The following is a 13,619-nucleotide window of genomic DNA, read 5'->3' on the forward strand; positions in this document are numbered from 1 at the left end:
CTTGAAAGGAGCAGCCCCATGTGCGACATCAGCGTCTTTGTCCTAAAAAACGGCGTCCAAGAAAAAGTACTGGAAAATGTGGATCTCATCGAGCAGGTGGCCGGCAGCATGCGCCTGGTCAACATTTTTGGCGAAGAGCGAATCCTCAACGCCACCATGATCCGCTTTGACAACAGTGAAAAACGAATGGTGTTTGCGCCCGTATAAGGCGGGGCAGATGGTGTGCACCGGTTTCCTGCAGGGTTAGAGATGAGCCCCTATTCACTGCGCCGCGGTCGTGTAGGATCAAGGCAAAGCGGAAAGGGGACGTTTCAAAAAACCGTCAATCGTATGGTTCTACAAACAGACGCGAGCCGCTGAAGCGTTCGTCGATCAACGCGGTGGCATCGCGAATCATGGCCCGCCGACCGCACAGGTAAAAGTCATAGATGCCCGCTTGCAGGTGGTGCTCCAGGTATCTGGTGACACGACCCGCAAATACGTTTTTTAAGTCGGCATGGCCTTTCGCGGATCGGCTGAGGCAAGGCACATATTCACGGCATGCGGCCCTTAAAAGATCCTGATAGAACAGCCGCTCAGGGCTGCCGACGCCGTGGAGCACCAGCGCAGGAACCGCCCCGCTTCGGCAAAAGGCCACAAAGGGCGCCACGCCGGTGCCCGTGGCCACGAACACCGCCGGATTCAGATGGCTATGGAATACGAAATAGCCGTGGGGCCCGGACAATTTAAGTGGCATCCCAAGGCCGGCCCGCTGAATGTCACCCGAAAACCGTCCCGACTCTATCAAGGCGACGCAAAAATCGATGGTCTCGGAGTCCGGGGCCGAAACCATGGTATAGTCGCGCCGGTAGCCTTTCATGATAAAGCTTGCATACTGACCGGGGATGAAGGTGAAATCCGCCGGACGGCTCAGACGCAGCTCCAGGAATCCGGGAGCCAGGCATGCCCTGGCCACCAGATCCGCGGTGGTCAGACCCTTTCCAGCTAATCTTTCCACACCCTATCCCCATGACCGTAAACATGGTTGCAGGTGCGGGCAACCACAAAAAGATAATCGGAGAGCCGGTTGAGAAAAATCAGGATATGCTTCATGGTACCGGAGGCACCCGACTCGCCGTCTTCATGTTCGACCAGTTCGACGACACGCCGTTCCGTTCGCCGGCAAACGGTGCGGGCCATATGGGCCAGCGATGCGGACAGGTGCCCTCCGGGCAGGATAAAATGTTTCAGTTCAGGCAGGGATGCATTCATCCGGTCGATGGCCGCCTCCAGCATTTCAGCGGGGTCATGGGTAAATGGTTTTAAAAAACGGGCGGAACCGGATCCGGGGGTCGTCGCCATCCAGGCGCCGGATTCAAGCAGCAGCACCTGAAGGGCCTGGATTTCAGCCTTCAATTCAGGCTGGTTTACATCCAATGCCGACACCACGGCACCGATCAAGGAATTGAGTTCGTCCAGATCACCATAGGCTTCGAGGCGCAGACTGCTTTTGGAAACCCGTTCACCGCTGAAAAGGCTGGTTTTCCCCCGATCGCCCGTACCGGTATATATTTTCATCGCACCTCCCTGAATGCCACCATTTTCGGACGCTCAGGTTAACCTTTGTCGTCCCTGCGCATGATCATCCGACTGGCCATAAAAAACCACAGCAGCGTCAGCGTCTGGAGGGCCAGCATGGCTGCAAAGCCGGTCCGATAGCCCGCCAGGGCATAGTGTCCGCCTGCATCAACCGGCCAGAAACCAATGATCGTCCCAACAGCCCACTGCCCCATGAAGGCGGCGATAAAGACCAGCAGATTGACGGCCGTGGTAACCCGCCCCGACAACTGTACGGGGAACCGCTGGGAAAGGGCTGCATAGGCAATGATCCCCGAGGTGCCGAAAAAACCGAACAGCACCCACATGGGCAGCATCCAGCGGACGGACCCGACCACAACCAGTACTTGAACACACATGAACAGGCACATACCCGCCACCGCGGTCGCCAGCACACTGACCCCTGAACGGCTCAACCGCCCGGCCAGCGATCCCAGCAGGATGAAGCCGGCAATCATGGCCACGGCAATCCACAGCAGCACATGGGCTGCCGCCATGCGTTCCAGACCGGCCACATCCTTGAGCCACGGTCCGGCCCATAGGCCTTGAATCGATAGAAAGGATGCCTGGGACATGGTGGTCAACGGCGCCGTTCGCCAGAACTCAAGGCTGGTAAATACCGTTTTGACGCCTCGCACTTGTTCGGAAAAGCGCTCCCCGGCGGGGCTGGACGGTTTTTCGGGAACCACGCTGTAAACAGCAACGGCCACCAGCAGGGTGAGCACGGCCAGCACCATGAAGACGCCGCGCCAATCGGTCACATGCAATGCCGTTTCAACCGGGGCCGTGGCAGCCAGCGCACCCAGCCCGCCGGCCGCCATTTGAAAGCCGTTCACCAGCGGCCATTTTTCCTTTGAAAACCACAGCGTATACGCCTTGAACGCCGCCATCAGACAGGCCGACACGCCAAAGCCGATCAAGGCCCGGGCCGCCACGAGGCCGGCCAAGGATTCGGATCGGGAAAATAGATAGGCCCCCAGTCCGGCGAAAAGCAGCAGGAAAGCCTCCACGCGCCGGGGACCAAAACGATCCAGCAGTACGCCCAGCGGCAATTGCGATGAGGCAAAGGCAATAAAATAGGTGGCGGTCAGCAAGCCCAGGGCCGACGGACCGATGCGCAGATCACCCACCAGATCCGGAGCGATGACCGCATTGACCACGCGGTAGAGGTAGGAGAGAAAATACCCGGCGGCAAAGGGAACGAATACACGCAGCGCAGTCCAAATAGAGGTGTTCATGAATCCCGGCCTTGTGCTGAAATGGCGACTTCCGGAAACCGATTCCCCGATCGTCGAAAAACGATGGAAGCAGAATACGTTGCACACGGTACGATGACAAGTTTTTTCAGTATGGACGGTTTCGAATGATCAGAAGATGGTTAATTTAACGCATCGATCACATCAAGCAGGAGCACGATCAGCCCATGCCGCCAGACACCCCGGATAAAAGATTCCTTGCCATGCAGCAGTTGCTCAACCGACAACAAACCGCCTTTCAAATGGACCCGATGCCCTCGGCCGGCCGGCGCAAAGGGCACCTCACACGGCTGGCCTCAGCCCTGAAGGCGGCCCGGCACCGCTTGGCCGAGGCCATTGACATGGATTTCAACGGGCGCAGCCGCGACGAGACCCTGATGGCTGAAATCTTTCCCAGCCTCGCAGGCATCCGGTATGCGGTCGACCATGCGAGCCGCTGGATGCGGCCCGACCGGCGACGGGTAGGACTGATATTTCAACCGGCACGGGCGCGGGTGCTTTACCAGCCATTGGGGGTGGTGGGCATCATCTCCCCGTGGAACTACCCCGTCTACCTGACCATCGGACCGCTGACCGGTGCCCTGGCAGCCGGCAACCGGGTCATGATCAAAGCCAGTGAATTCACCCCGAACACCACCGAGGCCCTTCGGGAAATGCTGGCCGGCCTATTCGCTGACGATCATGTAGCCGTGATAAGCGGCGAAGCCGATGTTGCCGCAGCCTTTTCACGGCTGGATTTCGATCACCTGCTCTTCACCGGCTCCACCGCCGTCGGTCGCCGCGTGATGCACGCCGCGGCCGAGAACCTCACCCCCGTCACCCTTGAACTGGGGGGGAAGTCACCGGCACTGGTGGCACCGGACTACCCCATCGACAGCGCCGCCGGACGCATCGCCTTCGGCAAGTGCTTCAATGCCGGGCAGACATGCATCGCACCTGATTATCTCCTCTGCCCGCAAGATCGTCTGGATGCATTTGTAAAGGCCTTTTCAACAGCCGTGGCCCGCATATACCCCACCATGGCGGCCAACTCGGACTACACCGCCATCCTTAACCAACGGCAGTTCAACCGGCTGTCCGACTACCTGACCGACGCAAGGGAAAAAGGCGGGCGTCTGGTGGAGATCAATCCATCGGCAGAAGCCTTTTCCGGTACCGGCAAAATGCCGGTGTGGCTCGTCCTAGAACCCACCCGTGCCATGACGGTTATGCAAGAGGAGATATTCGGCCCCATCCTTCCCGTCGTCACCTACCGGCAGCTATCCGAGGCTGTCGACTATATCAACGGCCGTTCCCGGCCACTAGCGCTGTATTATTTCGATGAAAACAGCCAACGGACCCAAACCGTTCTCAACCAGACCCGATCGGGTGGGGTATGCATCAATGACACCCTTGCCCACGTTGCCCAGGACGACCTGCCCTTCGGCGGCGTCGGACAGTCTGGCATGGGCGCCTATCACGGCAGGGCCGGATTTCTGACCTTTTCCAAGGCGCGACCGGTATTCGAGCGGGGACGATTCAACAGCACCCGTCTGGCCTGGCCGCCCTACGGCCGGCGCATCCACCGCTGGCTCTATCGATTTCTGTTTCGCTGAAGAATGCGCCCAGGCACGCGAAGCTGAATTCCTGGGTCGATGGGGACAAAAAAAGCGCCCGCTTGGGCAACAGGCGCATCACGGGTTCCATGGGGGTTAACTGGGGGCAATGGTTTGGCCCAGACGTTTACTTGGTCCCGAAAATTTTGTCGCCCGCATCGCCCAAGCCAGGAATGATATAACCGATATCGTTAAGTTTTTCATCGATGGCCGCCACGTAAATATCCACATCGGGATGGGTCTTCTCCAACCGTTTGAGCCCTTCGGGCGCGGCAACCAGAAACAGCCCCCGGATCTGCCGGCAGCCGGATTCTTTCAGCAGGTCGATGGTGGCCACCAGGGTGCCGCCCGTGGCCAGCATGGGGTCCAGGATCAGGGCGATCCGCTCTTCCATGTTGCTGGTCATCTTGACGTAGTAGCGCACCGGTTCCAGGGTCTCTTCATTGCGATACAACCCGACCACACTTACCCGGGCCGACGGAATCAGGTTCAGCACACCATCCATCATCCCCAGGCCCGCTCGCAGGATCGGAACCACGGTAATCTTCTTGCCCTTGATATTTTCAACAACCACCTCACCGGCCCACCCCCTGATTGATGTGGTTTCAGTCTCCAGGTCTTTGGTGGCCTCATAGGTGAGAAGCGTGGCCAGTTCATTGGCCAATTCTCTGAAAATTTTAGTTGATACATCATGCCCACGCATGAGCCCAATTTTGTGTCTGATCAACGGATGGTCGACAAGATGGACGGGCACACATCCTCCTTTTCAGGCCCGGTGGCCAGTCACCGGGCATTTTCCCGAAAGTTCAAGGCCTTGATGCGTTCGTAAAAAGCGGATTTACGAAGCCGTCAAGGCCTTGATAAATGGTCAGAACTCACCCAGCGGCCTGTTGAAGGTGAAGTTGAAGGGATCCGCCAGCAGGTAATCGTAGGCCGGCTTGGTGTTGCCGCCCAGGGCGGAAAACGGCAGGGATACGATAAAGAGCGCGCCACCGATCACCGTGGCGCAAATTCCCAGCGGCCTGACAATCAGGGCATCGCCGGCCATTTTTCCGGCAATGACATCTTTATCCTGTGCAAGATCCTGGGCAAAGCAGGTCATACAGGGAACCGCGACCAGTGAGAGCGCGGTCAGCAGGACGACCAGGCGTTTCAAAAACCCGTTCATACCGTTTCCTCCTTTGGTTGTGTATAGATGCCTTCACGCAGCGGTGCAAGGCGAGTAAACTGTCGATATTTAAATTAATAACAGGTATCGGCACCGCTTGCAACGCATGATAGGGTTGAAACCGAAAAATCCCGGGGCTATAATGCGCTGACCAGGCAGCTTGCCAACAGGGAGAAGGGTTGCAACACAATGAATTTCAAACTAAAAGAAGCCTTGATCACTGTCAAGGAAAATCAAATTGAACATCACCGGGAAACCGTGGCTGTGGCCGTGGCCCTGCCGGTCCATGACATTTTCACCTACAGCGTCCCGCCTCACCTCACGCCGCAGGCCTGCCCGGGCAAGCGGGTTTTGGTACCTTTCGGCCGGCGGACGGTCACCGGATACCTGCTCGGCCCGGCGTGCCGGGCGGACCCTCCGGAAATCAAGCACATTCTGGATGTGCTCGATGAAACCCCTCTTTTTCCTGCGGCAATGATCCCATTTTTCGAATGGACCGCCGCCTATTACATGCACCCGCTGGGGCAGGTGATCAGCACCGCGCTGCCGTCCGGGCTGAATCTTCACGATATCGCCGTCCTGACCCTATGCGCAGCAGGCGTTCAGGCCATGACCGCAGCACCCCTTGCGCCCCTGGAAGGCATTATTTTGTCTGCATTGGAGAAGCGGCCGGCTGGGATCAAACAACTGGAAAAAGAGATCGGCCAGCACGTATCATGGGCGTTGATCCATCAGATGCGGCAGCGGGGCTGGATCCACGTCGATCGCCAGATAAAATCCCGGCAGATTCAACCCAAAACCGTACGCATGGCGACGGTCAAGGGTGGCACCTTTTTGTCCGGACGACCCTCCGTGCAGCGGCAAGCCATCCGGCGGGTTCTGGAAACTGAAGGCGACCTGAGCGTTGCGGCGCTGAAAACACGGATCCACACCGCACCAGCGCTGGTGCGAAAAATGGAAAAAGCAGGCCAGGTCAACCTCTATGAGCAGATGGTGCACCGGGATCCGTTCGGCGATCCCATTGAACCGGACACCCCGCCCGAACTCACCGCCGAACAGGCCGCCGCGTTGCAGGTGATGGACCCGCTGCTGGGGCAGGGGTTTAAAACCGTTCTGCTGGCCGGCGTCACCGGCAGCGGAAAAACTGAGATCTACCTTCAGCTGACCATGGCCGCCCTGGAAAAGGGGCTTCACGTGCTGGTGCTGGTACCGGAAATCGCCCTTATCTCCCAGACCGAACGTCAATTCCGCGCCCGATTTGGAGAAACGGTGGCGGTCCTCCACAGCGGCCTGTCCCAGGGTGAACGCTATGACCAGTGGCTTCGGATTGCCAACGGGGAGGCGGCCATCGCCATCGGTGCCCGTTCCTGCATCTTCGCCCCCTTTGGCGAGGTCGGCTTGATCATCGTGGACGAGGAACATGACCCCTCCTACAAACAGGAAGGCGGTCTGAGCTATAATGCCAGGGATCTGGCCGTGGTCCGGGCCCGTCACCACAACGCCCTGGCAATCCTGGGATCGGCAACCCCCTCGGTCCAGTCCTGGCACAATGTCACCGTCGGCAAGTATGCAACGGTCGGTCTGACCCGGCGGGTCAATTGCCATCCGCTGCCGGCCATCCAGACTGTTGATCTTTCCCAGAGCCGTGATGACCGCGGCATCCGCCGCTACGTCACCCCACAGCTCCAGGAAGCCATCCGCAAAACCCTGGACAGCGGCAACCAGGCCCTTATTTTCCTTAACCGAAGGGGGTTTTCGGCCTGTCCCATCTGCGCCCACTGCGGGCAGCCGCTTCGATGCAAAAACTGCGACATTACCCTCACCCTGCACAAGCGCGCCAATGCATTTCGCTGCCATTACTGCGGCTTTTCAAAAGCCTCCGCCGCCACCTGCCCATCCTGCGGGTCCGACAAGATCAGACTGCTGGGCGTGGGAACCGAAAAAGTTCAGGAGGCCATGGAGCAGCTGTTCCCAGGGGCCCGGGTGGCGCGCATGGACCGGGACACCATGACGCGCAAAGGGTCGATCATCGGCCTGCTCAAAGATCTGAAGCACCGTCGGATCGATATTCTGGTGGGCACCCAGATGGTGGCCAAAGGGCATGATTTCCCGGGCATTACCCTGGTGGGCGTGGTATGCGCGGACCTGACGCTGAATTTCCCTGATTTTCGAGCCGGGGAGCGAACCTTTCAATTGCTGGCCCAGGTGGCCGGACGGGCAGGACGGGGGGATCAACCCGGTCGGGTGATCCTGCAGACGTTCAACCCCGGGCATTTCAGCATCCTCGCGGCAAAAGACCAGGATTTTAAGGCGTTTTTCAAACAGGAAATTGGGTTTCGCAAGGCATTGGGCTACCCCCCGTTCACCCGCATGATCGCCATCCGCGTATCCGGTAAAGACCCGCAGCATACCGCCGGACACGCCAAGGCACTTGGAGCAAACTGTCGGGAGATGCTGACGGCTGCCGGGCCGTTTCACGGCCGGATTCATGTGATGGGCCCCATCGAGGCACCCCTGGCCCGCATCGCCAACCGCCACCGCTGGCAGGTGCTGATCAACAGCCCGGATACCGCCGCCCTACACCGGTTCGTCCATGAGCTGATCCTGGGCCGGGGCGCGATTCCCGCCGGCAGACAGATCAAAGTCTCCGTTGACGTGGATCCGTTTTTTTTGATGTAGCTTGACAGGATCGGCGCCGAAGCTTAAATATGGGCGCCTGGTAATATACGCGAAAAGCACCCCTTACCAACACATTTAGGAACCTCTCCGCTGCAGGTTGCGGGGGTTGTTTTCGCCATCGCGGACCAACAAGGAGAACCCCAGATGAAATACCGTATGCTTGCGCTCACGGCCACGTGGATGGTGCTTTGGGTCACAGCTGCCACCGTGTTTGCATCGGAGCCGACCTCCGGCAACGATTCGACCCGCCCGACGCCACCCGCCACCGCGGCCACCGCAAAACCGGCGGCGGTATTGCCTGAACTGAAGTTTGAATTCCAGGCGGTGGTGGACGGTACCGAAGTCACCCATGACTTTACGATAAAAAATACCGGCGACGACATCCTTGCCATAAACCAGGTAAAAACCGGTTGAGGCTGCTCGGTCGCCTCCTATCCGAGGCAGATCCCCGCCGGCGGCGAGGGAACCATCAGTATCAAGGTCAACACCAGCGGCTACGGCGGCAGAACCCTGAACAAATACATCGAAGTCTTCACCAATGACCCGGTTAACGCCCGGATAACCCTGAACGTAACCGGATCGGTGCTGCACTTTGCCCGCATGGAACCCGCCTATGCCAGGTTGGTGGGTGCGGCGGGCACCGAAATCAAGAAAGCGATTACCATCACCCGCGAAAAGGCTTACCCATTTAAGATTTTAGATGTCAAAGCCCGCAACGGAAAGGATATTGCCTTTGATGTCCAAGAGTTCAGCCAGACCGACGCAGAAGGTTATATCCTGACGATTGAGAACAAAAAAACGGTCGCGGGCCGCTACGCGGACACGGTCATCCTGACCACAGACAGCGCGATCAGACCAACAATCAGCATACCGGTTTACGGCCAGATTATTTCGGCGACGCCGAAACCCGAGCGTTCCTCGCCGACAAAAAACACCAGCGGCGGGTAAGCGCACGCGGCAAAGAACCCGATGCGCATGCAAAATTACCGAGATGGGGTTGTCGGTGCTGTAGGGTTTTTAATATGCAAAAAGGAGTTGTGCCAGTGAACCGCCCCCTGAAAGTCATTGCCTTTGACTGTGACGGGGTCATGTTCGATTCCCGGGAGGCCAACCGGGCTTACTACGACCACGTGCTGAACCGGTTCCAGTTGCCGGCCATGACACCCGAACAGCTGGCCTACGCCCACATGCACACCGTCGACGAATCGCTGGCATACCTGATCCGGGACGAAACCATCCGCAGCGCCGCCCAGGATTACCGGCGGCAACTGGGATACCTGCCCTTTTTGAAGTTCATGCGCATGGAACCGGGCCTGGTGCCCTTGCTGCAGACACTCCGCCCACGCTTCAAGACGGCGGTGGCCACCAACCGCACCGATACCATGGCCCGCGTGCTGGCAGACAACCGCATCGACCACCTCTTCGACCTGGTCGTGTGCGCCCTGGACGTCCAGTTTCCCAAACCCCACCCCGAAGCACTGATCAAAGTCGCCGACCACTTTTGCGCCGCAGCCGATGAAGTCCTCTATGTGGGCGACTCCCCGGTGGATGAAATGGCTGCCGCGGCGGCCGGAGTCCCCTTTGTGGCTTACCGCAACCCGAAACTGAATGCCGGCCACCATATCCGTCATCTGGCCGAGGTGGCGGATCTACTGGGTTTATAAGCGCCAGGACCACCCTTTCCGGTGTGCACGGCCTGGGATCACGGACACGGGCAAAGGATGGCCTCATCCCCAGCGGCCCGCACCCGGGCGCCCTCAACCGCCAGATCAGCTGGCGGAACCGATCATCCCAACGGACAAATCAGGGTCCGGAACAGGTCCACATCGATATTGCCGCCGCAGACGATCAAAACGACCGTCTTGCCGGTCAGTTGTGGCGCGATCTTGAGAAATGCGGCCACCGTCACCCCCGCCGCACCCTCGATCACCAGCCGGTGGTTTTCGAATACCCGCCGCATGGCGCTGCGGATCTCATCTTCGGAAACCAGCACCCACGCATCAACCAGTGAACGGCAGGGCTCAAAGGTTATGGCGCCCGGTTCGATGCCGCCGGCGGTGCCGTCGGAAAGGGTGTCCCGGGTCTGGACATCCAGAATCCGACCTGCCCTTACCGATGCAGCCATGGCCGGCGAATGTTCAGGCAGGCATCCCACAATACGGATCCCTTTGGACTGCGCCTTGACCGCTCCGGCGATGCCGGATATCAACCCGCCCCCCCCCACAGAGACCATGATGCAGTCCACCTGGGGAAGCCTTTTCAAAATCTCCAGCCCCACGGTCCCCTGCCCGCCGACAACGAAGGGATCGTTGTAGGGAGAGATATAGACCTGGCCGTTATCTTCAGCCTGTCGGCGGGCGAAGGCTTCGGTAATCTCGCAGGTCGATCCGTGAAACCGGACTGCAGCACCCAGGTCTTCGATCATCCGGACCTTCGCTGGAGAAGCACCTTCTGGCAGGTAAATGGCCCCTTTTATTCCCAACCGGCTCAGACCGAAGGCCGCAGCCAGTCCATGGTTGCCGGACGATGCGGTGACGATACCGGCCGCCCGCTGGTCCGGGTCCAGGGTCATCAGGCGGTTGATGGCACCACGAATCTTGAAGGAGCCCGTATGCTGGATGTTTTCCAGCTTGAGAAATACCGGACCGCCGCTTTCACGGGCCAGGTCGGCGGACCTCTCCAGCGGTGTCTGGCGAATGTGCGGTCGAATACGTGTTGCCGCGCTCAGGGCGAGGTTGTGAATGTCAAGCATGGCAGGCTCCGTCGGCCATCGCTGCGTCGGTCAGCAAGCATGGGTTGTAGGGCGCATTTTTTGTCCGGGAAATCACTGCCGCTTCCGCCTTGACCTGAGCTTGTGGCATGAAAAAACGAACATCCGATGTCGTCCAGGGAACCGCAGACATTCGAAGGAAGGAATTCCCGTTTCAATCGAGGCCAACCGAATCAACCCCGCCTCCTCCTGGCCGGGACGCCGCATGCGGCCGCCAGCGACGCGGCAGATTCGAAGGGGGCTTTGGAGCGGGTGATACAGCTGATGACGGCGACTCCGGCCGCACCATGCGCAAAACAATCCAGCGCATTGGCCGGCCCGATGCCGCCGATGGCCACCGCCGGGAGTGGGGAGCGGTTGACGATATCACGAAGCCCGGCAAGCCCGTGGGCCGGCTTGGCATCGGCCTTGGTGTCGGTGGCAAAGGTCGGTCCGGTGCCGATATAGTCGCAAAAGGCCAGCTCGGTGCTCTCCAGTTCAGCCATGCTGGAAACCGACACACCAACAATGGCCTGTGGCCCCATGACATGCCGGACCAGCCGGGGCGATGCATCATCCTGGCCCACGTGGACACCGTCGGCTCCCACGGCTTTTGCCAGCAGCACGTTGTCGTTCACCACAAAGGGCACGCGGTACTTCCTGCACAACCGGGCGATGACCGCAACATCCGCAAAAGCCTCCAGGGAAAAGGCCTTGTTGCGATACTGGACCATGGTGGCACCGGCTTCGATGGCCGTGCGCACCTGATCCGCGGCGGGAAAACCATCCACGCCGTCCTCGGTGATGAAATAAAACCGAAGTGCATCTCGAATTATGTCAGGATTCATGGGTGTTTTCCCCTTGGTCTGACAACCCACCAGTTGAACCGTACCGATTGGCAGGCGCCTGGGTGAAAATCCGATGAAGCGCCAGGAAACGGCCCGCATATTCCGCTTCGTAGCGTGCCAGGCCGGCGGTTATCTCTTCGATGGTCTTTTCATGCCGGCCATTGTCCGTCTTGGAAAAAAATTTGTCCGCGTAGCAGATCAGGCGTTCTTCAACGGAAAGGGGCAGCATATCCCGGACCGGCAAGGGGAGCTTCCGCCGTTTACACTGTTCCGCGCTGATTCCCACCCCCACATGGCGCTCGCAGACCAGGCCGTGGCGGACCAGGCCCAACCCGTCCAGAATCGACCGCCCTTCCGACCCGTGGCACACATACGGCAAGGTTCCCATGCATCCCAGTTCCGGGCATCGGGTCCGGCCGATGCCGATGTCGTGAAGCACGGCCGCTTGAAACACGAACTGTCGATCGGCATTCAGCCATTCGGCCCGTTCCAGGATCTCGATCGCCTTGCGGCCCACCAGTTCTCCGTGGCGAAGCAGCAGATCCCGGGTAAGGCTGCCGACGGGATAGAAACGGGTGATAATGGCCTGCGGATCGAAGTCATCGTTCAATGGCGCCACCAATGGGTCCGGACTTTCCCGACAGCAAAACCCCCTCGATGAACACATCGATATCCCCATCCAGCACGCTGTTGACATTGCCCACGTCCAGACCGATGCGGTGATCCTTGACCATCTGGTAGGGATGCAGCACATAAGAGCGTATCTGGCTGCCCCAGGCGATATCGTCCTTGCCGTCGTGGATCTCCTGCAAGCGCTCGTCCTGCTTGCGCTTTTCCGCCTCGTAGAGCCGGGCCTTGAGCACCTTCATGGCCATATCCTTGTTGCGGTGCTGGGATTTTTCCTGCTGACATTGGACCACAATGCCGGTGGGAAGGTGGGTGATGCGCACGGCACTGCTGGTCTTGTTGACATGCTGGCCGCCGGCGCCGCTGGCACGGAACACGTCGATGCGCAGATCCTTATCCTCCACGTCGATCTCGATTTCATTGTCCAGCTCCGGGTAAACGAAAACAGAGGCGAACGATGTATGGCGCTTGCCGCTGGCGTTGAAGGGGGAGATTCTCACCAGCCGGTGAACGCCCGTCTCCGATTTGAGGTACCCAAACGCATATTGACCGGCGGCGGTAAAAGTGACGCTTTTAATTCCCGCCTCGTCACCGGGCTGGAAATCGACAATGCCGGCTTTAAATCCCTTGCCCTCCACCCATCTCAAATACATGCGAAACAACATCTCGGCCCAGTCCTGTGCATCGGTACCGCCGGCACCCGCATTGATGGAGATGATGGCATTGTTGGCATCGTCGTCGCCGTCCAGCATCATATTCAGGGAGAACTGGTGCAGCCGCCGCCCCAGTTCGCGGATCTGCCCGGCCACCTCTGCCAGGGTCGCGGCATCGGCTTCCTCGGTACCCAACTGCAGAAGAATTCCGGCTTCCTCCAACTCCTTCTCCAGCATGTGAAAGGCGTCGACCCGCTGGCTCAGCAGGGTTCGCTCCTTTAAAATGACCGTGGTCGCCTCGGGGTTGTCCCAGAATCCATTGCGGGCAATTTCCGCCTCGATTTCCTGGAGCCGGTTTTCCTGACTGACCAGGTCAAAGATACTCCTTGAGTTGGTCAAACTTCTGTTTATGTTCTTTGAGGGTCTGTTTGGCTTCGGTACTCATCGT

At 59.1% G+C, this 13,619-nt stretch carries 14 protein-coding genes; 5 read left to right on the forward strand and 9 right to left on the reverse strand.

What is annotated here, in order from left to right; genetic code table 11:
- The first annotated feature begins 18 nt into the window (after window positions 1–18).
- Window positions 19–207 (forward strand): CooT family nickel-binding protein, encoded by a 189-nt coding sequence (locus R6V78_RS02275; RefSeq protein ID WP_410287701.1) that lies wholly within the window; start codon window positions 19–21, stop codon window positions 205–207.
- A 115-nt stretch (window positions 208–322) separates the two neighbouring features.
- On the opposite strand, the gene R6V78_RS02280 is transcribed toward R6V78_RS02275, so the two are convergent.
- The 3 genes from R6V78_RS02280 to R6V78_RS02290 are packed head-to-tail and all read right to left on the reverse strand — an operon-like array spanning window position 323 to window position 2,834.
- The gene (locus R6V78_RS02280; protein WP_410287702.1) at window positions 323–997 is read right to left on the reverse strand and encodes an FAD-dependent oxidoreductase; all 675 of its coding nucleotides are present in this window, start codon (window positions 995–997) and stop codon (window positions 323–325) included.
- Window positions 985–1,557: a cob(I)yrinic acid a,c-diamide adenosyltransferase gene (locus tag R6V78_RS02285; RefSeq protein WP_410287703.1), complete on the reverse strand. Its 573-nt coding sequence runs from the start codon at window positions 1,555–1,557 to the stop codon at window positions 985–987. Before R6V78_RS02285 ends, R6V78_RS02280 begins: the two co-directional genes overlap by 13 nt.
- 38 nt (window positions 1,558–1,595) lie before the next feature.
- A complete protein-coding gene (locus tag R6V78_RS02290) occupies window positions 1,596–2,834 on the reverse strand; it encodes an MFS transporter (protein WP_410287704.1) in 1,239 nt (412 codons plus the stop codon).
- A 185-nt stretch (window positions 2,835–3,019) separates the two neighbouring features.
- On the opposite strand from R6V78_RS02290, the gene R6V78_RS02295 reads away from it, so the two are divergent.
- Window positions 3,020–4,447, forward strand: a complete 1,428-nt coding sequence (locus R6V78_RS02295; RefSeq protein ID WP_410287705.1) for a coniferyl aldehyde dehydrogenase — start codon at window positions 3,020–3,022, stop codon at window positions 4,445–4,447.
- 127 nt (window positions 4,448–4,574) lie between these two features.
- On the opposite strand, the gene upp is transcribed toward R6V78_RS02295, so the two are convergent.
- Window positions 4,575–5,201, reverse strand: a complete 627-nt coding sequence (upp, locus tag R6V78_RS02300) for a uracil phosphoribosyltransferase (protein ID WP_410287706.1) — start codon at window positions 5,199–5,201, stop codon at window positions 4,575–4,577.
- Between the two features lie 114 nt (window positions 5,202–5,315).
- Window positions 5,316–5,615 (reverse strand): hypothetical protein, encoded by a 300-nt coding sequence (locus R6V78_RS02305; RefSeq protein WP_410287707.1) that lies wholly within the window; start codon window positions 5,613–5,615, stop codon window positions 5,316–5,318.
- Window positions 5,616–5,804: 189 nt separating this feature from the next.
- On the opposite strand from R6V78_RS02305, the gene priA reads away from it, so the two are divergent.
- The 3 genes from priA to R6V78_RS02320 all read left to right on the forward strand — a co-directional run bounded on the left by priA (window position 5,805) and on the right by R6V78_RS02320 (window position 9,958).
- On the forward strand, window positions 5,805–8,294 hold the full coding sequence (gene priA, locus R6V78_RS02310; protein ID WP_410287708.1) for a primosomal protein N': 2,490 nt from the start codon (window positions 5,805–5,807) through the stop codon (window positions 8,292–8,294).
- Between the two features lie 144 nt (window positions 8,295–8,438).
- On the forward strand, window positions 8,439–9,242 hold the full coding sequence (locus R6V78_RS02315) for an OS_HP2 family (seleno)protein (RefSeq protein ID WP_410287709.1): 804 nt from the start codon (window positions 8,439–8,441) through the stop codon (window positions 9,240–9,242).
- A 95-nt stretch (window positions 9,243–9,337) separates the two neighbouring features.
- On the forward strand, window positions 9,338–9,958 hold the full coding sequence (locus R6V78_RS02320) for an HAD family hydrolase (protein ID WP_410287710.1): 621 nt from the start codon (window positions 9,338–9,340) through the stop codon (window positions 9,956–9,958).
- 122 nt (window positions 9,959–10,080) lie between these two features.
- Here the strand turns inward: R6V78_RS02320 and R6V78_RS02325 are convergent, their stop codons facing one another.
- From R6V78_RS02325 to prfB, 4 genes are all read right to left on the reverse strand, one after another.
- Window positions 10,081–11,046 carry a threonine/serine dehydratase gene (locus R6V78_RS02325; RefSeq protein ID WP_410287711.1) on the reverse strand — a complete coding sequence of 322 codons (966 nt, stop codon included), beginning with the start codon at window positions 11,044–11,046 and terminating at the stop codon, window positions 10,081–10,083.
- Window positions 11,047–11,237: 191 nt separating this feature from the next.
- The gene (thiE, locus tag R6V78_RS02330) at window positions 11,238–11,891 is read right to left on the reverse strand and encodes a thiamine phosphate synthase (RefSeq protein ID WP_410287712.1); all 654 of its coding nucleotides are present in this window, start codon (window positions 11,889–11,891) and stop codon (window positions 11,238–11,240) included.
- A complete protein-coding gene (locus tag R6V78_RS02335) occupies window positions 11,881–12,510 on the reverse strand; it encodes a phosphohydrolase (RefSeq protein WP_410287713.1) in 630 nt (209 codons plus the stop codon). The genes thiE and R6V78_RS02335 overlap by 11 nt, the downstream gene beginning before the upstream one ends.
- Window positions 12,491–13,616 (reverse strand): peptide chain release factor 2 gene (prfB, locus tag R6V78_RS02340; protein WP_410287714.1). Its coding sequence is split into 2 segments (ribosomal slippage): window positions 12,491–13,558 and window positions 13,560–13,616, totalling 1,125 coding nucleotides; the frame shifts between segments, so codons are not numbered across the junction. Before prfB ends, R6V78_RS02335 begins: the two co-directional genes overlap by 20 nt.
- Window positions 13,617–13,619: the final 3 nt, after the last annotated feature.

This window comes from Desulfosarcina sp., assembly GCF_046496365.1.
Classification (GTDB): domain Bacteria; phylum Desulfobacterota; class Desulfobacteria; order Desulfobacterales; family Desulfosarcinaceae; genus Desulfosarcina.

What these genes read in the sequence shown, in the direction of transcription:
- R6V78_RS02275 (WP_410287701.1), top strand. Translation starts at nt 19, where the DNA reads ATGTGCGACATCAGCGTCTTTGTCCTAAAAAACGGCGTCCAAGAAAAA.
- R6V78_RS02285 (WP_410287703.1), bottom strand. Translation starts at nt 1,557, where the DNA reads ATGAAAATATATACCGGTACGGGCGATCGGGGGAAAACCAGCCTTTTC.
- R6V78_RS02290 (WP_410287704.1), bottom strand. Translation starts at nt 2,834, where the DNA reads ATGAACACCTCTATTTGGACTGCGCTGCGTGTATTCGTTCCCTTTGCC.
- R6V78_RS02295 (WP_410287705.1), top strand. Translation starts at nt 3,020, where the DNA reads ATGCCGCCAGACACCCCGGATAAAAGATTCCTTGCCATGCAGCAGTTG.
- R6V78_RS02305 (WP_410287707.1), bottom strand. Translation starts at nt 5,615, where the DNA reads ATGAACGGGTTTTTGAAACGCCTGGTCGTCCTGCTGACCGCGCTCTCA.
- priA (WP_410287708.1), top strand. Translation starts at nt 5,805, where the DNA reads ATGAATTTCAAACTAAAAGAAGCCTTGATCACTGTCAAGGAAAATCAA.
- R6V78_RS02325 (WP_410287711.1), bottom strand. Translation starts at nt 11,046, where the DNA reads ATGCTTGACATTCACAACCTCGCCCTGAGCGCGGCAACACGTATTCGA.
- thiE (WP_410287712.1), bottom strand. Translation starts at nt 11,891, where the DNA reads ATGAATCCTGACATAATTCGAGATGCACTTCGGTTTTATTTCATCACC.